This window comes from Paenibacillus sp. Y916 (genome assembly GCF_056786435.1).
In genome coordinates this window covers 282347-305482 of sequence record NZ_JBXCJA010000003.1, presented here as the reverse complement: position 1 = coordinate 305482, position 23136 = coordinate 282347, and the positions used below count along the sequence as shown (strand labels likewise).

At 42.2% G+C, this 23136-nt stretch carries 19 protein-coding genes; 3 read left to right on the top strand and 16 right to left on the bottom strand.

Going from position 1 to position 23136, the window contains the following annotated elements:
* Positions 1-4: 4 nt before the first annotated feature.
* Positions 5-841 carry an ABC transporter permease gene (locus AC1TO9_RS09450; RefSeq protein WP_482055906.1) on the bottom strand — a complete coding sequence of 279 codons (837 nt, stop codon included), beginning with the start codon at positions 839-841 and terminating at the stop codon, positions 5-7.
* A complete protein-coding gene (locus AC1TO9_RS09445; protein WP_482058993.1) occupies positions 838-2037 on the bottom strand; it encodes a quaternary amine ABC transporter ATP-binding protein in 1200 nt (399 codons plus the stop codon). Before AC1TO9_RS09445 ends, AC1TO9_RS09450 begins: the two co-directional genes overlap by 4 nt.
* 262 nt (positions 2038-2299) lie before the next feature.
* Here AC1TO9_RS09445 and AC1TO9_RS09440 point away from each other — a divergent pair, with 262 nt between their 5' ends.
* Positions 2300-2860, top strand: coding sequence for a GbsR/MarR family transcriptional regulator (locus AC1TO9_RS09440; RefSeq protein ID WP_482055904.1), 561 nt, complete (start codon positions 2300-2302; stop codon positions 2858-2860).
* Between the two features lie 66 nt (positions 2861-2926).
* Here AC1TO9_RS09440 and AC1TO9_RS09435 read toward each other — a convergent pair whose 3' ends face one another.
* On the bottom strand, positions 2927-3553 hold the full coding sequence (locus AC1TO9_RS09435; protein ID WP_482055903.1) for a nitroreductase family protein: 627 nt from the start codon (positions 3551-3553) through the stop codon (positions 2927-2929).
* 160 nt (positions 3554-3713) lie between these two features.
* Here AC1TO9_RS09435 and AC1TO9_RS09430 point away from each other — a divergent pair, with 160 nt between their 5' ends.
* Positions 3714-5165 carry an alpha-amylase gene (locus AC1TO9_RS09430; RefSeq protein WP_482055902.1) on the top strand — a complete coding sequence of 484 codons (1452 nt, stop codon included), beginning with the start codon at positions 3714-3716 and terminating at the stop codon, positions 5163-5165.
* 100 nt (positions 5166-5265) lie between these two features.
* Here the strand turns inward: AC1TO9_RS09430 and AC1TO9_RS09425 are convergent, their stop codons facing one another.
* Positions 5266-5598 (bottom strand): hypothetical protein, encoded by a 333-nt coding sequence (locus tag AC1TO9_RS09425; RefSeq protein ID WP_482055901.1) that lies wholly within the window; start codon positions 5596-5598, stop codon positions 5266-5268.
* A gap of 149 nt (positions 5599-5747) precedes the next feature.
* On the opposite strand from AC1TO9_RS09425, the gene AC1TO9_RS09420 reads away from it, so the two are divergent.
* On the top strand, positions 5748-6701 hold the full coding sequence (locus AC1TO9_RS09420; protein ID WP_482058992.1) for a TRM11 family SAM-dependent methyltransferase: 954 nt from the start codon (positions 5748-5750) through the stop codon (positions 6699-6701).
* Between the two features lie 53 nt (positions 6702-6754).
* On the opposite strand, the gene AC1TO9_RS09415 is transcribed toward AC1TO9_RS09420, so the two are convergent.
* The 12 genes from AC1TO9_RS09415 to AC1TO9_RS09360 form a co-directional block, all read right to left on the bottom strand.
* Positions 6755-7861, bottom strand: coding sequence for an MBL fold metallo-hydrolase (locus tag AC1TO9_RS09415; protein ID WP_482058991.1), 1107 nt, complete (start codon positions 7859-7861; stop codon positions 6755-6757).
* Between the two features lie 255 nt (positions 7862-8116).
* The gene (locus tag AC1TO9_RS09410) at positions 8117-8677 is read right to left on the bottom strand and encodes a class I SAM-dependent methyltransferase (RefSeq protein ID WP_482055898.1); all 561 of its coding nucleotides are present in this window, start codon (positions 8675-8677) and stop codon (positions 8117-8119) included.
* Positions 8678-8797: 120 nt separating this feature from the next.
* The gene (locus AC1TO9_RS09405) at positions 8798-9022 is read right to left on the bottom strand and encodes a hypothetical protein (protein ID WP_482058990.1); all 225 of its coding nucleotides are present in this window, start codon (positions 9020-9022) and stop codon (positions 8798-8800) included.
* Between the two features lie 182 nt (positions 9023-9204).
* The gene (locus AC1TO9_RS09400) at positions 9205-9813 is read right to left on the bottom strand and encodes a flavin reductase family protein (RefSeq protein ID WP_482058989.1); all 609 of its coding nucleotides are present in this window, start codon (positions 9811-9813) and stop codon (positions 9205-9207) included.
* 18 nt (positions 9814-9831) lie between these two features.
* On the bottom strand, positions 9832-11178 hold the full coding sequence (locus AC1TO9_RS09395; RefSeq protein ID WP_482058988.1) for a sodium-dependent transporter: 1347 nt from the start codon (positions 11176-11178) through the stop codon (positions 9832-9834).
* Positions 11179-11333: 155 nt separating this feature from the next.
* Positions 11334-12617 carry a DUF3999 family protein gene (locus AC1TO9_RS09390; RefSeq protein WP_482058987.1) on the bottom strand — a complete coding sequence of 428 codons (1284 nt, stop codon included), beginning with the start codon at positions 12615-12617 and terminating at the stop codon, positions 11334-11336.
* Positions 12586-15141 (bottom strand): DUF2339 domain-containing protein, encoded by a 2556-nt coding sequence (locus AC1TO9_RS09385; RefSeq protein WP_482058986.1) that lies wholly within the window; start codon positions 15139-15141, stop codon positions 12586-12588. Before AC1TO9_RS09385 ends, AC1TO9_RS09390 begins: the two co-directional genes overlap by 32 nt.
* A 704-nt stretch (positions 15142-15845) precedes the next feature.
* Positions 15846-16547: a thermonuclease family protein gene (locus AC1TO9_RS09380; RefSeq protein ID WP_482055892.1), complete on the bottom strand. Its 702-nt coding sequence runs from the start codon at positions 16545-16547 to the stop codon at positions 15846-15848.
* A gap of 7 nt (positions 16548-16554) precedes the next feature.
* Positions 16555-18003: a DEAD/DEAH box helicase gene (locus tag AC1TO9_RS09375; protein WP_482055891.1), complete on the bottom strand. Its 1449-nt coding sequence runs from the start codon at positions 18001-18003 to the stop codon at positions 16555-16557.
* Positions 18004-18278: 275 nt separating this feature from the next.
* Positions 18279-19871 carry a glycoside hydrolase family 43 protein gene (locus AC1TO9_RS09370; RefSeq protein ID WP_482055890.1) on the bottom strand — a complete coding sequence of 531 codons (1593 nt, stop codon included), beginning with the start codon at positions 19869-19871 and terminating at the stop codon, positions 18279-18281.
* 17 nt (positions 19872-19888) lie between these two features.
* Entirely contained in the window at positions 19889-21979 is a 2091-nt protein-coding gene (locus tag AC1TO9_RS09365; RefSeq protein WP_482055889.1) for an alpha-glucuronidase family glycosyl hydrolase, read from the bottom strand.
* 135 nt (positions 21980-22114) lie between these two features.
* Entirely contained in the window at positions 22115-23128 is a 1014-nt protein-coding gene (locus AC1TO9_RS09360; RefSeq protein ID WP_482055888.1) for an endo-1,4-beta-xylanase, read from the bottom strand.
* Between the last annotated feature and the right edge of the window lie 8 nt (positions 23129-23136).

Sequence of the window (23136 nt, the reverse complement as noted above, 5' to 3'; positions counted from 1 at the left end):
ACAATCACTCCTTCTTATTTTTTTTAGCTAATTTCTGTGTCATTCGATCTAACATAATAGCAAGGACAACAACCGCTAATCCTGCTTCTGTACCAATACCTGTCTTCGCTTGCGTTACTGCTCTATACACATCTGCTCCAACACCTTGTGCTCCAATCATCGATGCAATAACAACCATCGATAGTGAAAGCATAATCGTCTGATTAATTCCTGCCATAATGGTTGGAATAGCAATCGGCAACTGAACCTTAACTAATTTCTGCATTGGAGTAGAACCGAAGGCATCCGCTGCTTCTACTAAATCCTCGGGAACTTGACGAATACCTAAGCTAGTTAACCGAATAGTAGGTGGAATAGAGAATATGACTGAGGCGATAACGCCAGGTACAACCCCAAGTGAAAAGAAAGCAACGGCTGGTAATAAGTAGACGAATGCCGGCATCGTTTGCATCAAATCGAGGATCGGAGTAAAAACGCTCTGTACTTTTTTATTTCCAGCACATAGAATACCAATCGGCACGCCTAGCACAATAGAGATGAATGATGCTGTCAGCACCAATGCAAGGGTGTCCATCGTATGTTCCCAGTAACCTAAATTAAGAACTAGTAATAAACCGAGAAGTGTAAACGCTCCTAATCTAACCTTACCAAGCCAGTAGGCCAGAATCGTAAATAGTGCGATCACAACAAGCGGAGGTAAGAAGTTAAATCCATCTGCCAAGCCATTGACTACACTACCAACAACAAATTTGATGCCATCGAAGAAAGGTTCAAAGTTCGTCTCCAGCCAGCCTTCTAGCGCTTCTACCCATTCTCCAATGGGGATCTTAGGTATACTCATTGAGGTTCACCTACTTCTTCCTCATTATTTCCACTCAATGCAGCAAGAACCGCTCCTCTAATTACAATACCTACTAAGCGTTTGCGTTCGTCAATGACCGCTACTGGAATTTTGGCACTACTCACAACATCAAATAACTCGACCAGAAGAACATCCGGAGATACAATCGGCGAATCTTTAATGATAATCTCCTCTAACGACTGACCCTCTCTAATAGCTGTTGCTGCATCTTCTGCCGTCACAACTCCAATAAGCTGACGAGTCTTGTCTACGACATAAAGATTGGATATTCCCCGCTCACGCATAAGCTGTAACGCTACTCTTGGCCCGCGATCCATCGTAATTGTCTCTGCACGAATCATCACATGAGCTGCTGTAAGTACTTTGGATAAATCTACATTCTCGACAAATCGCTCTACATAAGCATTCGCAGGGTTCATTAGAATCTCCTCAGGAGAACCAATCTGAACGATAGCTCCATCCCTCATTAATGCAATTCGGTCGCCAAGACGCAAAGCCTCATCCAAATCATGCGTAATAAAAATAATCGTCTTCTTCATATTTGCTTGGAGTTCTAATAATTCATCCTGCATATCTTTACGAATCAATGGATCTAGCGCACTAAAGGCTTCATCCATTAATAGAATTTCCGGATCATTAGCAAGACCACGTGCTAGTCCTACTCGTTGTTGCATCCCACCACTTAATTCATCTGGACGTTTATCTTCTAGACCACCCAGTCCGACCATTGCTAATGACTCTTTTGCTTTCTTTCGCCGTGCTTCTTTTTCTACCCCTTGTACCTCTAAACCATATTCAACATTCTCTAATATTGTTCGATGTGGAAATAAGGCAAACTTCTGAAATATCATACTCATTGTTTTACGTCTAACATGACGTAACTCTTCTCGATTCATCTTAACAATATCCTTACCATTAATAAGAACCTGTCCTGCCGTTGGCTCGATAAGACGGTTTAACAATCTAACCACCGTTGATTTCCCGCTACCCGATAAGCCCATAATAACGAAAATCTCTCCAGGTTCGATTGAGAAATTGACGCGGTTGACCGCCACTGTCAGTTTTGTTTCCTTAGCAATACGCTCCTTGGACAAGCCTTGCTCTAGTAAAGGAAATGCCCTTTTCGGATCATTTCCAAACACCTTAGTTAACGATTTGACTTCTATAATTGCCATCTATCTTCCTCCATTCCAAATCATCCGTATCTGATTTATGCCACTTCTATAGTGTAGACTTCATAAAATATGGGGTCAAAATGCAAAATGGACCGTATAGAGTGTACAGTTTTAACTTTACGTACTTTACTAACCGTATACTCTGTTTAACTTACAATCCCTGTAACACCTCATCCTTTACTTTTCAGATACTTTTTCCTACAATAGGTGCTGTGGATATTGTTTCCGCTCATCGCAGGCGTTATTCAAGGGAGAATACAATATGGCAACATTTGATGGATTAAATGAGGAACAAGTAAAAGTGATCGAGAAATCCCGACAACGCGTCATGGATTCTGTTGGCACAAATATGGATCTGTATGGGGTCACGATGTCCATTGGTCATTTGTATGGCAATATGTACTTCCATGATGGTCCTGTCACGCTGGACGAGATGGGTCAAGAAATGGGAATGAGCAAGACGAGTATGAGTACTGGTATGCGTACTTTACTCGATCTAAAAATGATAAGTAAAGTTTGGGGTAAGGGCTCGCGGAAGGATCTATATGAGGTAGAAGGAGATTGGCATCAGAATTTCGTTGATTACTTCTCGATTAAATGGCGCAAATCTATGGAAATGAATATTCACTCTTTATATAAATCGTTAGCGGAACTCAGAAAGCTACGGGAAGAAAATTCGGATAGCTTGCAGGTGATTGCCCATCTTGATAAAGATATCGACAAAATGCTTCACGCTGTCCAATATTACAAATGGTTGGGTCGCTTCATCGACGCATTAGAGACTGGAAAGATATACGATTTAGTTCCAAAAGAAGAGGATTAGCTATCACAATATAAAGAGCCGCTAACAGAAGGATTACTCCCACGTTAACGGCTCTTTATGTTGTGATTAGAATTGGTTATAGCTTACAAACTCACCCACAGGTTTCCGGTACCCACGCGGTCTTTTACTCGATTCATCCTCTTTACCTATCGTGATCATCATAGCTGGCACATACGTATCTGGAATATTCAATATATCGCGAATCTCTTCCGGATCAAAAGCAATCATCGGGCACGTATCCCAACCCTTTTCTTTCGCAGTTAGCATGAATAACATAGCAGATAAGCTTGCACCTCGAATGGCTTCTTCTTGTATAAATGAAGACCCTCTATCTTCATAGAAAAAATTCACCTCTGCGGATGCCGCATCATATTCCTGCTTACTCATAATACCTAAGTTAAGCAGTCCCTCATTGATTCTCCCTATGTCTTTGTAGGCATCCTTCTTTCCGAGAACTAGAATGACAGCAGAAGCCGTCTTTATTTTATATTGTTTATTAGCAGCCATATATATTCTTTCCATGATCTCAGGATCTTTAACAACGACATAATGTGCATGTTGCAAGTTGAAGGCAGAAGGCGCAAATTTCACAAGACTGAATATTTCCTCCAACTCTTTATCTGGTATCTCCACACCTGTAATAAACTTATTCGCTGATCTACGTGCCTGTACTAATGTAGTGAAATCGTTCATGATTTATTCCTCCGTTTAATTTATCTTAATTTAAAGATACATTATTCAAGTGTATCGGTCAACCTATATTTATGAAGAATGTCACCGATTCATTCCTTTATGGTTAAACATCATAGGTCTTTGGGCAACCTCTAACTAATAGGGAAGGGGATCTATCTACATGCAGCGCAATCAAACGATGATGCAGTTTTTCGAATGGCATATCCATGCAGACGGAACGCATTGGAATACATTAAGAGATGCCGCACCAGAATTACAATCGAAGGGCATTACCGCTATCTGGATTCCGCCTGTCACCAAGGCTCTGTCCGTTAATGATACAGGTTATGGTGCGTATGATCTCTATGACCTAGGGGAATTCGACCAGAAGGGAACCGTTACAACCAAATATGGCACAAAGCAGGATCTAATGAATGCGATATCGGCCTGTCACGAACAAGGTCTTACTGTTTACGTGGATCTGGTTATGAATCATAAAGCTGGGGCAGATGAGACGGAGAAATTTCAGGTCATTGAAGTTGCTAGAAACGATCGAGTGAAAGAAATTTCGCAACCTTTTGAAATTGAAGGTTGGACGAAATTCACTTTTCCGGGACGAGGGGAACAATATTCTTCTTTCAAATGGAACTTCGAACATTTCAATGGAACAGATTATGACGCACGTGCCAATCGAGGTGGAGTATTCAGAATCTTAGGTGAGAATAAACGTTGGAATGAGCATGTAGACCATGAATTCGGGAATTATGATTACTTGATGTTCGCTGATATTGATTATAATCACCCACAGGTGAGAGAAGAAATGACCTCTTGGGGGAAGTGGCTTGCCACAACGTTAAGTTGTAATGGTTACCGTCTGGATGCGATCAAACATATTAACCACAATTTCATTAAGGATTTCGCAACACAGATGGTCAAGGAACGCGGAGAAGATTTCTATATGGTTGGCGAGTTCTGGAACCCAGATTTATCTGCATGCCAACAGTTCCTAGATACGATTGACTACACAATGGATCTGTTCGATGTATCCCTTCACTACAAATTGCAAGCCGCCTCACAAGCTGGGAAGGATTTCGATCTCACGACCATTTTTGAAAATACATTAATCCAATCCCACCCTATGAATGCTGTGACTTTCGTCGACAACCATGACTCACAGCCACATGAAGCGCTGGAATCATGGGTTCAAGATTGGTTCAAACAGAGTGCTTATGCGCTTATTTTGCTCCGCCAAGATGGCTTCCCAGTGGTCTTCTATGGTGACTATTATGGAATTGGTGGAAAAGAACCACTAGAGGGGAAGCGCTCGGCTATCGACCCACTACTTTATGCGCGTTACCATAAGGCTTACGGCGAGCAACAAGATTATTTCGATCATCCCAATACAATTGGCTGGGTTCGCCGCGGCATACCTGAAATTGTAGGTTCAGGCTGCGCTGTCGTTATATCTAACAGTGATCCTGGAGAGAAACGGATGTCACTTGGAGAGCAACATGTAGGGGAGGTATGGGTAGACTATACCCATAACAGAAAGGATACCATCACCATAGAACAGGATGGGTACGCAACATTCCCAGTCAATGGTGGTAGTGTGTCCGTATGGGCAAATACATAAGAGGATGTCCTGCAAGCCATATCATATGGCTGCCGGACATCCTCTTGATTAAACTTCACACCTCGGATATTTATTCATCGAAGTTATTGTCCTTTTCTAGTTACTTATTCCCCTTCTTAAGCAAAGAAACGGTAAAGTGGATTGCTTCTAGAACCTCTTTTACAAAAGGAATATTCTCCTTCTCCCACTCCTCCGGGCTATCCATACCGTATTCATCTATATATTCTAATAATTGTGCAGTGGCATCATGGAGTTGAGCCCCTTTTGCAGCTGATTTGCCTCGCAACACTTGAACGGAGAGCTTCATCGCTTTGGACGTATCCTTTATAAAAGGGTACTCATCCCGCTCCCAAGCTTTCGCATCGTCCATGTCATATACTGAAATCCACTTCTCTATTAGTTGTGCTGCACGTTTCGCATCCATTTGGCTCATATCATCGTTCTCCAATCTTGTTGTTTTTCTTATCTTACCACGTCAATTACATTCAGTTCATATTTTTTGCTATTATAAGCTTTTACGGATATGGTTGAAGATATAATGAAATAGGAAGAGAAATTAATTGCTAAAGGGATGGGAAGTTATTGATAACAAATCAACAAGCACCAACATTTATTTACACTTTTGCATGTAGTGATGATGAACGATCCTTGTGGGGATTGGAGATGCGCTCACTTTTTGCACAGGAAACAGAATCTTTTATAATGAAAAGTTCTATTAATATTGACCCTAGTCGCAGTCCATTTATTAAAGAACAGATCGAAGTTATGTACGAAGGACAGAACTTGGCGGATATCTTAAAGCAAGTAGAGGACATTGTATTACATAAGGATACTTTCAAGGTTATTTTCATTAAAATCAACGACCTTACGGAAGTCGACAAAATATCCTATGAAGATAGGCGTCTCATTGAGAGGGATTTAGGGTTGCATATCGAAGGTGAAGCTGATGTTCATAACCCAGATCATACATTTGGAATTGTCACCCTTGGGGGACGTTGGTACTTCGGAAAATATCGCAAGAATGATGCGGTATGGTTCCATCATATGAAGAAACCCCGTAATTATTCGATAGCACTCGGGACACGTCTTGCAAGAGCTGTAGTTAATATCGCCGTTCCGAATCCCATAGGAGTCCAAGCGATTGATCCTTGCTGTGGCATTGGAACCGTATTGGTTGAGGCCCTCTCCATAGGAATCAATATCGTGGGTCGCGATTTCAACCCTCAAATCGTCCAAGGTGCACGGGAGAACATTGCCCACTTTGGATACGATTGTGAAGTTACTTTCGGAGATATAGCCGACATCTCTGAATCGTACGACGTAGCTATTATCGATATGCCATATAATCTGTTCTCGTCAACAACGCCAGAGGAACAACTCTCGATCCTCCGGCATGCTCGTCGTATTGCAAGCAAGGTGGTTATTATCACCATTGAGACGATAGATGACATGATTACAGAGGCAGGGTTCGTTATCAACGACCGTTGTATCGCTAGAAAACGATCATTCTCTAGACAAGTTATCGTATGTGTATAGATTCTAGTTTATATCAAGAATAAGAGGGTTCGTCTTTAGTTCATTCTATATGCTTAACTTTTCCACCAAGTAGACTTAGGATAATTAGGGGAGCCAATCCAGACGGCCTCCCCTATTCTTGGTGTGGAAATGGCTACATTACTCTCTTTAGCAGCCTTCAATGCACGTTCTACGGGATCGGTCCAATCGTGTAATGCTAGGCTGAATGCACCCCAATGGATTGGAATCATTAGTTTCCCCTTTACATCCATCTGAGCTTGCACCGTTTGCTCAGGCATCATATGAATTCCGGCCCAGTGCTCATTATATTGGCCACATTCCATGAGTGTAATATCAAAAGGCCCATACAAATCGCCGATTTCTTTGAAATGAGGACCATAACCGGAGTCACCACTGAAGAATATTCTCGTCGATTGCCCAGCGATAACCCAAGAACACCATAGAGTAGTATCATTCCCCAGCAATCTTCTCCCAGAGAAATGCCTTGCTGGCGTGCTCACCAACGTAAGCCCCGCAAATTCAACCTTTTCCCACCAATTCAATTCGGTAATCTTCTCTGTCCCTATTCCCCATCTCTCTAAATGAGCACCCACGCCCAGTGGAACAAAGAAATGCTTCACTTTCTCCTTTAACTGCATAATGGTACCATAATCCAGATGATCATAATGGTCATGGGAGAGCAGAATAGCATCTATAATTGGTAATGCCTCAATCTCAATAGGTAGCTGCTTACTATATCGCTTGCCCCCAATCAGTGGAAATGGAGAGGGTGCTCTTCCCAACATAGGGTCTAATAGCAACGTCAGTCCTTCCACTTCCACTAACAATGCCGAATGACCAAACCATGTAATTTGGGCTTCCCGTCCCCCTTCTATACCCCAAGATTTTATAGAGTCCACAGGTAATGGCACATGGGGTCTTCCATTAGGATTTCCTTTAATAAAATCAATAAGCATAGAGACTGTTCCCTTGAAGCTTCTATCCATCGATGCTGGAATTTGATTGATAAACTTACCCTTAGAGTAATTCGTTGATTGGCTTACTTTATGACGTAACCGGTCAGACGACAACCCACCAAATGACGGATAGAATCTCATTAGACAGTAGGTAAAAACCACCAGTGCAACAATACTAAACAGAATGATTACAACAACCTCCACGTGGATTCACCCCAACTTTCATAATTCTACTCAACGGAATACCAAGTCTGTCACACTTAGCTTAATCATCCGTCTCTCCTATACTAATATAACGGATCATCTAGAGACTTGCGTCAATTCAGCTCAGTCTATATGTTAAATTTAAAGCTTGACTCTTCATACCATATACCTTTATGTGGCACGCGAAATATAAAAAAGGCGTCGACTGGACGCCTTGATGAATCTGTCTATTTAGTGGATGCTGAATTCGACATGCTATAGTATGTTTCGATATACATAAACCTTCGTTCGATAGAGATCGCCGCAAGTAATCACTCGTACGGGTTGCCAGTCAGGCAACGCAAAACATACACTTATAATGATCGCTTCAGGGGCTAGCTGATCATAAAAAATCTTACTTAATCTCTTCATCGCGCCTGGGTATAGATAACAAAGTACCACATTAGCATTGTTGTATGGATAATTGTAAATATCTCCACGAATAAATTTCATATCCCTACGTTGGTTTATTCTTAGCTTAAGGATCGATATCCACAAAGGAATGAAGGAATTCTCTATTCCAATAAACTGCCACCCCTTCGTATTCCCTGCTACATCGAAAGTTAGTGTTCCCCAACCTGAACCTGCTTCCACAATCAGTCCTCGTTCTCCTTGGCTTAATCTGTTCAGCTCTGCTATTACGGTCCGTCTGACAACTGCCGATGAAGGCATGGGTGAGATCCCATTCTTCCAGCTAACGTACACAATGGAGATTACTGCCCACAATACAGCCACCGCTAGAACGGCGGAACCTATTTGATAGAAAGTGCCTGTCATGAATGGTCCCCCCGTATGTTAATCGCTCTTGTTTTTATCTGTATTTATCATGATGTACTTTAGTGATTACCTTCATATCCAATGCGCTTTGTGGAGTAATTAGAAATACTGGACTTAGTACTAAGTAAGCATCATGATAAAAGCGTTTATGCTATTCAGCCCAATACCATTATGGTCAAATTGCCACCAGACCGCATACAGCAGAATACATAGGATAGGCACGGTTGCCACTGTACCTATAAACCACGTCAAATCTTCTGTCACCGCTCCAAATAGTATCGAGAATAGAACAGCAAGAGATATTACATTAGGAATATTTGTTGCAGAAATTGGCTTTCGGGTCATATCTGATATTCCTCCTTTTTTCATACTAAGAACTCTTAGAATATAAACTTTTTCAGATGGACGGAAACAATGTTGTTAAGTAAGCTCATTCCCCGCGTCCTCTCAGAACACCTAACTTTCGCCCACAAAAAAGAAAAGGGTGTCCCTAGCCATTTTTAATGACTCGGACAGCCCCTTTAAGTTTACTTCGGACGTTCAATCTCAAAGATCTCACCGATCTTCGCGTAGCTATCCCCTGCCAAACGGCTTACCGCGTTCAATCCACGGGGATCAATCCTACCATTCTCCATAAGATCATCCTCGATGTGATATTGAATGACTCTTCCGATAATAAGATCACATCCTGGGGAGCTCGTCCCACCCAATTCTAGGGCATGTTCTAATATACATTCCATGCGTATCTTTGCCTCTGCAATGCCTGGAACTTCAACCTTGTGGCTAGCTACAGCTGTGAGACCAGCCACAGTAATTTCACTTTGGTCCGAGGGAAGATTAGCCGCCGTCTCGTTGATCTTAGCAACATTTAGTTCATCAACGATATGAATGACAAATTCCTTCGATGCCATAATATTACGGGCTGTATCCTTTCGTTGACCCCCAGTACGCTGAATTGATAGCGAAATAAGTGGAGGATTGGAGGATACAATATTGAAATAGCTAAATGGAGCACCATTTAACGTCCCATCTTCAGATAAAGTTGTGACAAATGCAATTGGCCGTGGAATAATGCTACCAATTAACAACTTGTAATTATCTCTTTCTCCAATCATAGATGGATCTATAGAAAGCAATACCATCACCTCTTCAATCTAGAATTTAATGATGCCAGATGAATGTAGAAATACGAATACAACAAGAATCGGAGCTACAAATCGAAGCATAAACAACCATATTCGGAACCAACCTGCGGTTAGACCTGCTTCTTCTGCAACACCCTTATAGAAATATCCAGCAAATATAGTGACAATTAATCCTCCAAGTGGCAACAACACATTCGAGGCGAAGAAATCCATCCAATCAAAAATAATCATTCCCCCAAATGCTAGATCAGGAGCTGCACCTAATGACAATGCAGCAGGTACACCGAGTATGAAGCATCCAATCACAATGATCCATACAGACCGAGTTCTACTCCAACCAAAGCGATCCATTGTATAGGTGACAGGTACTTCTAACAAGGACACAGTGGAAGTCAGTGCAGCAATCGCAAGCAGGATGAAGAACAGCCCACCAAAGAAAGCACCGAATGGCATGGCAGAGAATGCGGCTGGTAAAGCTACAAATACAAGTCCAGGACCTTCTGCCGGATTTATGCCAAAGGCAAAGGTCGTAGGAAAAATAATCAACCCTGCAATCAGTGCATAGAGTAGATCTCCACCACCAATAGCAAGTGTACCTGCTCCTAGTGACTGACGTTTCTCAACATATGAACCATACGTAATCATCGTTCCCATTCCAAGCGATAACGAGAAGAATGCATGACCCAGGGCAACAAGTGTAGACTCTGGGGTCAACTTAGAGAAATCAGGATTTAAAAAGAAGGATACCCCAGCACTTGCACCAGGTAACGTTAGAGTTCGTACCATTAATATAACTAAGAGGATCAACATCCCTGGAATAAGAATTTTGTTGAACTTCTCTATCCCTCCCGAGATCCCCTTCATGACAACGAATCCTACTAGTATTAACACGACACCCTGCCACGCAATTGGTGTATACCCCGACATGAACCCGCTAAACTGTGCTGAGAAATCTGTATTTGAGAATAATTCTCCACTAAATGATAACATAGCATAATGAAGCGTCCATCCCGCGACAATAGCATAGAAAGACATGATGATAAACGGTGCTATAACCGATATCATGCCTAGCCCACCCCATATTTTGCTTCCGCTTAATTTAACAAATGATGAAGAGGCACTCCCACGACCCCCTCGGCCGATGGCAAGTTCTGCTAGAAGTACTGGCAAACCTACAACCACTAGACATACAACGAATAGCAGGAAAAAGGCTGCACCACCATATTGCCCTGTAATATAGGGGAATTTCCACATATTACCTAGCCCAACTGCACTTCCAATAGCCGCAAATATAAATCCTGAGGATGAGAAACGTTCCTCTTTACTCAATGATTGATTCCGTTTATTTACTTGCAAATGTATGACTCCCTCCACTAATCTAGCCTGATTATAAGGCTAATATCTCTCTATCTGATCTCCAACATTATACTAGACGTTCATATATACGTATAGCTGAGTTATCACCTTATTCTTACCAAGAAGATCTACACTTGGATTATTTGGATTATCCCTTATTTAGAGGGATTCAGCTTCTTGATTAGCAAGACAATCAACACTAACGATACAACGATAATCATCCCGTTGAACCACAACTTTTGTTGTAACCACCATGCAGGATCTTCCTTTGTAGTTGCAGGAACTTCGGCTTTCACTTGTATACTTAGCTTTCCAAGCCCTACATCCTCTTGTTCGATATGACTCTTAAAATTTACAATATCATATTGTGGCTTGGTAGCAGAGGTATTCCCGTAAAGTAACTTATACGGTCCCTCTCCTTTATCCTCGAACACCAACTTGTCAACGATATAGGCTATGCCAATCCCTGCAATGTCTAATGGTAAGTCATCTCGATTATTTATTTCTATTGTTATATAAGGACTTCTGATCGGGTCAGCTGCTGTGATCATATCGTTCCTGATCTGCGCATCTTTGAAGTCCAATTGGTATATTTCTTGTTCCCCAACCGTGTTAATCCTGATCCCCTGATCATCATATAACTTATATGATCTTGTGTAATTATTGCTCTCCGCCATTAACTGCAATTCGTTAATTTGCAGACGGCTTTCATTATTTACGATGATTTGGGTGAACTCATCTTCCTGCTTAACTTCATAGGATGGTCTCCCCAACTTCTTATAGTCTATCCATTGTCGCTCTTGCGTATTATGAATCAGTTGTAAGCTTGGAAATGTCAGTTCCTCTACATTATTGAGAACACTCAATCGATAATATTCATATTTGTACTCGGAGCCTAGATCAATACTATTCTTCTCCAACTGGTCTGTTCGGTACAAATCACTCTGTTCTACGAGTTCCCACTGGTTGCCATCATAACTCCCGTACACCTTAACATGCTTCAGAAAGGCTCCTTCTGGCAACTCCACGGATAGAAGATTTCCCTGAATATCCACATTGTCTGCCACTCGCGTAATCTTATAATCTAATAACGTATTACCATCTTTCATGGCTGTACGAAGCAATGAAGAGGAATAGACCTTCGTCTGCTCCTTAGCCTCTCCATACCCGCTATCGATATAATAAGGGACGAATTGCCCTTTCTGATTCACTATTCGTAAGTCTCCTAAATTCTCACCCGCTCCAAAGTACACTTCTTCATCTAGAAATAATGCATGATAAGGACCACTACTCTGCAATTCAATCCCCTTCGAGAAACGCCATTCCTGTTGTCCATCTTGTGAGACTGCAACAATAACATCTCTTCCAAAACATACACCCATTAAGAGCATTACCAAGAGGATCACGCTAGTTCTTCGAATCCACTTCAACCTTACCATTGTCATGAGTCTCCCCCATTCTGCTCGATACCCTCTGATAACCATAGGAAATACCCAGTAACACAAGTCCGAATGTGAAATACGCAAACATCTTACTTCCGGCCGATAAGAAACTCAGATCGTACAATATTAATTTCCCTGTGGCGACTAGTGTCAGCCCTAATCCGAGACGTCTAATGTACACATATCGGTAACGGAATCCGAACATGATATACACGATAGCGAGTAGTAAATACAGCACGCTAAAGATCAATCCTACCTCTGTTAATTGGAATTGAACGACTAGAAAAGAGGTTAGTATCCCGAGCAAGTATACCCCTAGAACAACCGGATACATCTCTAGGCTCTTATACTGCTGGCGAATAAATGTAATCAGCACGTCACGGATACTGAAGAACACTAATATGTTAAAGCCAACCAATATACCTAGCGCTATATATTCCGTTGCCGAATTATACATATAATTTGACTGGAGTGCTGGAATGCTTAATGTAATAATGAGACATAAGAAGTAACCGATTCCGTATAAAGCTAGACCGTAGTACTTCACCACGCGGTCATACAACACCGTAACTTTGGATAGTGCATAGGCGAGTCCAATGGTTACTGTCGCGATGAGCAACATTCGATAGAATCCGAAATGGCTGAACTCCCTTGGCACCCAAGTGTTATATAGATTCCCCATCTCGTACATTAAATAAAACCACACGTTCAGTAATGTAGCGTATTTAAACACCTTGATGAGCTGCGCCTCAATAGGTCGACTGTACAGCTGTGCTACCTTCTTATGTTGCTGAACAGCATAATAACATGTGACTAACAGCATGCCTACAGTAATAAAGCTATATTTCATAACAAAGTGATCAGGATTATAGCCAACCAAGTTTGTTAACATGTCTACTATAAAGAATGATCCTAGACATAGCGTTAGAATACCCCAACCCGCTCTCTCCAACTGCCTAAATCGATTACGACTTCCGTAGATCGTTAACAGAACACCTTCTATAAGCCAACCGATCGATACCCACTCTGCACCGAACTGGAACGGAATCATGAGCACCGCAAATGTAAGCGAAGTGGCGTAGAATAACAGCATAGACTGTTTCTCCTGTTGCATGAACTTTTCGAGGAATCTGCCTAATCCGAAATACACCAGACAGAAGACCAATGCCAGCAATCCATGGAAATTCTCCCAATCTGCTGCGGTAAACAACATATATAATGCGGAGCAACTAATGAACGTGTTCAAGGCTAGTAACGTGAAGTCCCACCAAGATAACTTAGATAAATGCTTAAATGCATACCCCAGCGTAATGCCAAGATACATCGTAAACGTAATTACGACATACAGCATACTGACAGATTCACTATTAGATAACAGAATCAAAGCGATCATAGATGGGACATTGAATAAAAAGCTGATGTAATTGACAACGGCCCAACGCTTGCGAAATGAGACGAGCAGAATGGATACATTCAGTAGGAACAAATAACCCATAGCTACATAAACAGCATTACCCTCAAGACCAAAGGTCCCCATATATGAGAACAACGGCAGATAACCGCCCACAAGACCTAGTGAAATAATACTACGCGAATGATACCTCAAAGACAGTAACACTGCGGTTAACGATACTAGAACAGATAAAGATAAACCGACAGTCATATTGATTATTGCTAACAAAAAGTAACTATAAAAGATAGAACCATACAGCACAGAAATACCGCCACCTAATAACCCTAACGCGAATGTCTGCTTATTCTTACGGAATAACCATTCTCCACCTACTAGCATAAGTACTCCAAGTAAGAAAAAGGTCATACCCTTCATATACCCATTGAACCAACCCGAATACATTAATCTAAAACCAGCACCTACACCCAAAACTAGGAGCAGTATAGCGACCTTATTCAACCAGTTCAATCCGATTTTCATCTCAAATTGGTTCTGCTTTATTCTCTTCTGCATGATCTCTTCTGTCACTTCTTCCGAAGCGAGTTGATCTAGCCCATTCGTAACTTGTTCATGAAGTCTCCTCTCGTCTTCTATCAACCGCTCGCGGTGCAGCATGATCTTATGATTTAACTCGTTAGAGATTTGCGCAAGCTTCGCAGCCATCTCTTCCTTCTCCTCTTTCAGATGGTTGGATGCTCGTTCATACAGACGGTGAACCCCACTCTTTACTTGAACTTCAAATTCTCCTAGCCGGTTCGAATGCTCAGCGATTCTACTTGCAAAGTATGTATCCAATTTCTCTCGTGATACGTGTATAACATTTAATTTCTCATTAAGGATCTGCTCCGTCAGAGAAGTGCGAATTCTCCCATTCTCCTTCTCCAGATGCGCTACCTTAGCTTGCAAAGCCACTAAGCGAAGCTGATGTTCCTTAGCTTTCTCCCGAAGATTCTCATTCTCATGCATTAAGTCATGCGACTCATACTCACGAATTAAAGCTTGAACCTCTTTCGTCAATTTATTCTGACTATCTTGTATAAGAAATAGGCGATCTTTAAACTCGTTCATGCTTTCCCTCCAATACTTTTGACTGTTAATATTTACATTTTACTATAGATAGTCAGCGAAAAGATCATTATTTAGAAAATAAGAAAAACGCCTGCGGCGTCCTTGGTTGAGGAGTTTATGTCGTGGGTAGGAAGGGACTGATTATGGGCTACATCCGCTCTTAAAATCGTGTTCTTTGAATTGTTATTAGATGATGAAACACGACTTTAAAGGCGGACCGTGAACTTTTCGCTCCATACCCATTCCCTTCTTTTGTTCTACTTTCTAGGGTTCTGCTAATTTAAGTGTAGTTTAGGCCCTTATTCGCCAGCGGTAGATTCTCTAACCTTTCTAACGGAAGCCACAGACCTTATTCCACGAAAAATACCAACATGAAATTCTAACGGAAATACAGACCTCTATATGCACATTAACAGCTCAAATCAGAAGGAAATGGCCAAATAAGGTCGCTCACTTCCGCTAAAATTCCAAAAGTGACGATTTAGGCAAAATAGAGGATGCTATTTCCGTTAAAAAATGTACGTGGTTACCCTCCATGATGCCACTACACGCGGTGTCTCCATAGAAATTTATACAACATTAAAAAGTGGGACCCTTCGGTTCCCCAAAAAACTTATACTTTCTTATATTTTGATAAAAAAGACGCCCTCCCATCCGCAGAATGCTCTGCGTTTCGGATTGCGCCTTCTTGTATGCAAGCATCATTATCGACCTGCTTGTCTAAATCCGGAAGCAATAGCTTCCTGATCCGTGCAGAACATGACTTCTGCTTTCGTTTCGTTATATCCTTCCCCACCGGGGATGTGAAATATTTTATCGTTCCGGGAATTAATATTGCCTTTGATCTGCGGATTGTCACAAGATGGAGTTGAATCCGCCTCAGCCCATAATCCTATAACATCATTCTGTGCTTCACGCTTCAGTCCTGAGAATTTCTTAGTGAATAAGACATCAGGAGACAATGACATCGTATTCGCATAACCTTCCATAATCAATGTCTCGTTAAACATGATGGGATCATCCTCAACAAATACAAAACGTAACCATCGATCATATTTATCAGTGTCGCTTACATCCTTGAATAGGTAAACCGTCTGCCCCTCTAGCCGCTGCTTGCTGAAATCACTTGCTTCTTGCCCATAATGCTCCGCTTCGCCAAATACTTCAGGTGTGTTCATTCCAATCATTCGCACCTTCTCACCCGAGGCTGTCACGAAAGTATCCCCGTCTACGATGCGCTTGATGACTGTAATCTCGTACTCCTTATCTAACAGTTCAGGGTAGTCCTTCACAATTTGGGCAGCAAATGAATCCTGAGCCTCTGACACAACATTCCCCGGATCGATACAACCTGATATGAAAATAGAGAGCACTAGAACCATGTATAGATAGGTTCTCATCGTCATTCCTCACTTACCTCTTATTCGCCACATGAACTTTCAACAGTTTCCCTTTGATAGTCGTATCCTTCATCATCTGAAGAACTAGTGGACCCTTACCGTTCAATATTTCAACATAGGATACATTATCCTGGATCGTAATAATACCAATATCGTCAGCTGTTACACCTTCAATTTTGGCCAGGGTACCTACGAAATCTACAGCTCTAATCTTCTTTTTCTTACCACCATTGAAATATAACTTCGTAATTTCTTTGTTTAATTGTTTGTTCTTATCTTGTTTAAGAGTAGGCTCAATACCCATCTTCCCTTGAAAAGCCTCTCTATTCTGTTCAACTGCCTCTTTAGAAGGTGGATTCATTTTAGAAATCGTAAACCCAATATATCCTTCGATTTCACTGAGGAATTTCTCTTCATAAGGAGTTACAAATGTGATCGCTTTACCTGTCTTACCCGCACGACCCGTTCTTCCTGTACGATGTACATAACTTTCCTTCTCCATAGGCAGATCATAGTTGATGACATGGGTGATATTATCAATATCAATCCCTCTCGCTGCTACATCCGTAGCTACCAGATAGCGGAATTGGCCTCTTCTGAAATCATTCATCACTTCGAAACGATCCTCTTGAAGCATACCCCCATGAATTTTGGCACAGGTATAGTTGGCATTAGTTAATTGTTCCGTTACTTGATTCACATGCTCTTGCGTCCGGCAGAAAATAATACAGCTATCTGGATTCTCAACTACCGTTACATCTTTAAGCAAAGAGAATTTCTCTGATTCTCTCACTTCATATAATGAATGCTTGATCGTATCTGTTGTGATACCAGTAGCTTGAATTTCTATGACAGCAGGATTATTCATATACTTGTAGCATAGTTTCTCCACATCATGCGGTAACGTTGCTGAGAACAACATCGTCAATCGTTCTTTCGGAAGCTTCTCAATAATGGATTCTACCTGCTGAATGAATCCCATATTCAACATTTCATCCGCCTCATCAATCACAAGATACTCCAAACGATCAAGCGCAAACGTTCCCCTTTCGATATGATCTAATACACGCCCAGGCGTTCCAACAACGACATGACTCTTCTGTTTCAACTCCGCCGTTTGTTTCGCATAAGGTGTCTTTCCGTAAAGAGCCGTAGCCTTAATCCGTTTGTATCGTCCGATGTTCGTGATATCTTCATTCACTTGTACAGCCAACTCACGGGTAGGTGTTAGAATGAGCGCTTGCGGCTTGTTCTCTTTCCAATCAACCATGTCGCAGATCGGAATACCGAAGGCTGCCGTCTTTCCACTTCCGGTCTGTGATTTCACGACAAGATCCTGTCTATCTAGCGCCATCGGTATCACTTCACGTTGTACCTCTGTTGGATGGTTATAACCTAGGTTATTAAGTGCCCTTACAATTTCTTCACTAAGTGTATAGTCTGTAAATCCTTGATTGCTCATGTTTCGACCTCTTCTATTCCAGTTTATTTGCCTTATGGACATATGTTTCCACGAATCACCTATCACATATACTCTATTATACTCGAAAAGAGGAATTTATTTCAGTCTTACTGAACCAAGTAGAAACATAAGGATTAGAATATGAAGTGAATCTTATATTTTCTTATATTTTAAAAAAACCAGAGTATTACCCATTAAGGGATTACTCTGGCTTGATTTCTATTATTTGAATGGATCAATACTATTATTCGCATGAGGTGTAAATCCCCTCTTCGTTACTCTGAAATATGGTAATCGAAGTAGTGATAGTAAGCAGAAGTCTGACTGTCCACACCATTACCCGTTGCATAAAGACCCATTAGTGCTCCGGTAAATCCACCGTTTCGTTCTGGTGATACGATGTTCGCTGCCGCTGTAGCAAGTGTATTCCAAGTCGATCCATCCGTAGAATACGCTAGCTCATATTCACGCTCTTGCGAAATAATACGTAGCTCAATGATATCTTCTAACACAGATACCTCTCCCAGTAGCGTCGTCTCTCCGCGATCAACAGCAACTGCCATTAGCACTCGATCCCCATTTACTCTGCGAACCCCAAGGGTAAGATGTCCCTGTTCGTTCAACCTTACCGCTAACCCAGCTTCCTCTCCATCCACTTGTGGAGCGAATAGTAACTCTGATGATACAGTCATACAACGATGTTGTTGGCGTACGCCAACGAATAGCGATGGCTCGTTATCCTTAAGGCCGTGTCTATTCCCTTTAAGCGAAATGTACCCTGGCAACTCACTCAACGACAGCCGTTCTTCTGGCAACGTACGGATAAATGCCCACCGATGATCAAGTTGCTCGTCATCGAAGTCATCTCGCCAGCCTATGGAACCAGAAGTATCTGACCCGCCTATCTGAGATTCATTCGCTTCGTCTTCATCCGCATCGTTCATTTCTGGATTCTTCCCTAACCGATTCACGATCATCTCCTGTTGCACAGTACCGTCATTGTTATCAACTGTCGGCCAACCGTCCTCACTCCATGTTACTGGGGCAAGGAATGTCTCCCGACCAAGGACACTATATTGCCCATCAACGGGACGTACACCTAGAAATAACGTCCACCAATCTCCATTTGAATCCTCAACCAGCTCAGCATGCCCAAGGTTCTGGAAGGGATGATCAGCAAGTTGATTATGTGTTAACATCGGATGTGGCATCATTTCAAAAGGACCATACGGCGTGCGTGCTCGGTATACGAGTACTCGATGATCTGGACCCGTACCACCACATGCGCAAGTTATATAATAGAAACCATTGATTTTGTACAGATGAGGACCTTCCGTCCATACGCCACCATCACCCCTTGCAACGACAACAGGTTCGCTCAACGCCTTACCCGTACTAATATCTATCTCATATTGGATAATATGAGATTCTTGATCTGCGCCCTTCTGTATAGTCACATATACCTTGCCATCATCATCAAAGAACAAGGATGGGTCAATATTTCCGTAAAGAGGAATCAAGATGGGGTCAGACCACGGTCCCTCGGGCTTTTCTGCTGTAATAAAGAAGTTCCCGATACCATAAACATCTGTCGTAATTAGATAGAATACGCCCTCATGATAGCGAAGTGTAGGCGCATATATCCCTTCAGAGCTTTGTCTGCTGGACAAATCAAGCTGGCTCTTGCGGGTTAGCGCATGACCTATCTGTTGCCAATGGATAAGGTCCCGACTATGAAATATCGGCAGACCTGGGTAGTATTCAAAGGAACTAACAGCCATGTAGAAATCATCATTTACACGAATAACGCTCGGATCTGGATGGAACCCCGAGAGGACTGGGTTCTTATAACTTTTCAGTATACTCATTGTCTGTATTCCCTCCATTAGTAAATGGTTCTACCCTGCTCATCTTCTACGCCTGATTTACGATAAAAATACGTATTGATAACATCTCGCCAGTGATGAGCATGCTCCATCTGCTCTTGCAGACGTTCCGTCACCTGATTGAAACGATCACTATCTACTAGACCCTCCAGCTCAGACCATTCTCTCTGAAGTAGCTTCGTTGCCTCTGCTCCCTCGAAGTGATCATCATAAATATGTTGGATAACGGTCTTACCCGAATGAAGGCGATGACTATACGGAACATGGTGGAAGAACAACAGAAGTTCGTCTGGGCATGATTCTATAGACTCATATAAAGCCGCATTCTCAGCATAATATTGAGATGCATAACCCGTTCCCGTCGCTGATGTACGGTCTACGCCCATCCCATTTCGATCAGCAAAATGATACGTTCCCCAACGTGAATATTCATAGCCATCCACATCTGGTCCATAATGATAATGCGGTGTTACCATCCAGCCAACGCTTAGCGGTGCTGTATAGCTCTCATATATAGACCAAGATTTCATCAATATGCCACATACGATTCCCACTACTTGAGCATCATTCCCAAATGTGAGCTTCGCCCACTCTTCCGCAATGTCCTCAGAGGATAAGTCTGGATTCCAAATGAGTCTGCCATATCCATATAGATTTACTTGAGCTAATGTATGCCCCGTCCAGTTCTCGTCATCTCCGATATTCGAGACTGCAGCAATACCGCTGTATTTCATATTGAACACAGATCCCTCTACGACTCTCTTGACCTGTGCCCCTTGCTCATTAGCATGTGTCTCGAAATCAAGTACTGCCTTCCATTGTGGTACTAGATAGCATACATGCCGCTGTTGGCCGGTATACTCTTGTGTAATTTGGAATTCTAACATCTGATTCGTCTGCTTCATCGCACCGAATAACGGCGAGACAGGCTCCCGCACTTGGAAATCCATCGGTCCATTCTTAATTTGTAACATCACATTATTCCTGAACCTTCCATCCAATGGTTTGAAATGGTCATATGCCGCACGTGCTCGATCTGTTGATCGATCACGCCAATCCTGCATACAGTCGTATACGAAACAACGCCAGATCACAATTCCACCATGTGGTTCCAGCGCTTCGGCAAGCATGTTCGCCCCATCTGCGTGATCGCGATTATACGTAAACGGACCTGGACGATGCTCTGAATCCGCCTTAACGAGGAAACCACCGAAGTCTGGAATGCATTGGTACACAACATCTGCGGTATTACGCCACCATTGTCGAACACCTTCGTCCAATGGATCAGCCGTTGTCAGTCCACCGACTTCAATCGGTGCCGCAAAGTTCACACTGAGAAACAGACGAATGCCGTATTCACGAAATACTCCTGCAACTCTTGCCACATCAGGTAGCCGTTCGGGCGTGATGAAGCCTGTCTCTATCTCATGCACATTGACATTATTTATGGAAATACTATTAATCCCGACGGAGGCTAACATCCGTGCGTAATCTTTGACTCTAACTAAATGTTCCGTAATCTTCCCATTATAATAGAAGATAGACGAACCAGCATATCCCCGCTCAATAGAACCATCTACATTATCCCATTGATTAATCATCCGCATCTGATTGGTTGGTTGATCTATTATATATTGCCCTGTAAGCTGAACGCCGCTTGCGATAAGTCTCAACAAGTGAAATACACCGTATAAGATTCCAGTTGTAGAACCCCCAATCAACAACAAACAACTCCCGTGATTCGAAACGATATGCCGTAATATAAATCCTTCGATTGAGAGATTCTTAATATCTTGCAACACATCTAATGAGGAACCTTGATCGCCTTCAAGCTCTACCCAATCTTTTGCCTCTGTTGCTGTGCCTATACGAATATACGAAGATTCTGTGGACTCACTTGTCACATCAATTCTAATACCTAACATGGAAGAGACTGCTTCCTTCAGTTCATGTATCGCAGCATTCATGACGACATCCGTTGTTCTAATTCCCGTCACGACATTCCCAAGAATCTCAGTGTACACAGCTCGTAATGCTGGATCCTTCACCTCAGAATATTGTAGCCAGGCTTTATATAAAGTGCTTTCCATACGATATATTCCCTCCTTGGGTATCATAAGCTTGTATTTAAATGTAGGATTTATCTTATATTATACAACAAATGCCGGTCACGAAGACCGGCATCACGGATAAATACGGCTATGCCGTTTCTTCTTGTCTAAAGCCTATTTCTCTTGTCCCACAAGTCTATTGAAGGCAGCCTTCGGCTGATGCAACTCATCAAACAGGAATGGCCAATTCTTCCGTCCTCGTACTGGGAAATCATCCAACCATGTGTAATCATCAGCCGCTCCCCAGAAGGTAACAGAAGTGATTTCACTTCGATACTCTTTCATTAGCTTGAACATCGCATCATATCGCTCTGCTTGCATCTCTAGCAAATCCTCTGGAGGAGCAGTCAGATCTGTACGCTTATCATCGAAACGGAATAAGGATACATCCAGTTCTGTAAAGTTCAGTTTCAGACCAAGGGAAGCATACTTCTCAATCGCACTACGAATATCATCTAGTGATGGATCATATAAATTCCAATGCGCTTGAAGACCTACACCGTGGATCGGCACTCCTTGATCAAGAAGTGACTTCACTAACTTATAAATCTTATCTCGCTTAAGCGGATGAGATTCATTGTAATCGTTATAGAATAACAACGCTTTCGGATCAGCCTCATGTGCATACTCGAATGCTTTGGCAATGAAATCAGGTCCAATAATATCTAGCCACTTCGACTTCCGGAGCAATTCTTCCCCTTCGTCCGCAATGACCTCATTCACTACATCCCAAGCATAAATGTCATTCGTATATCGACCTACTACCGTATCGATATGCGCCTTCATTCGCCCAAGTAATGTCTCGCGATCAATAGCCTTGCCATTCTTGTCTTCGAATAACCAATTCGTTGTTTGATTATGCCAGACTAACGTATGTCCTCGCATCGACATATCGTTACTCCGTGCGAAGTCTACCAGTTGGTCTGCCAACTCGAATGTATATGTGTCCTCCGTTGGGTGTAGACTCTCGAACTTCATTTCGTTCTCCGCTGTAATGCTATTGAAATGATAAGCTAGCAATTCCTTCTGAGTAATAATCGTCTTAGGGTTCACCGCTGCCCCAATCAGAAAGTCCTCAGCGAATACTTCCTTCAGCTTCGCTTCCTTACGCACTCCTGTAATCGTCATAAAGTATC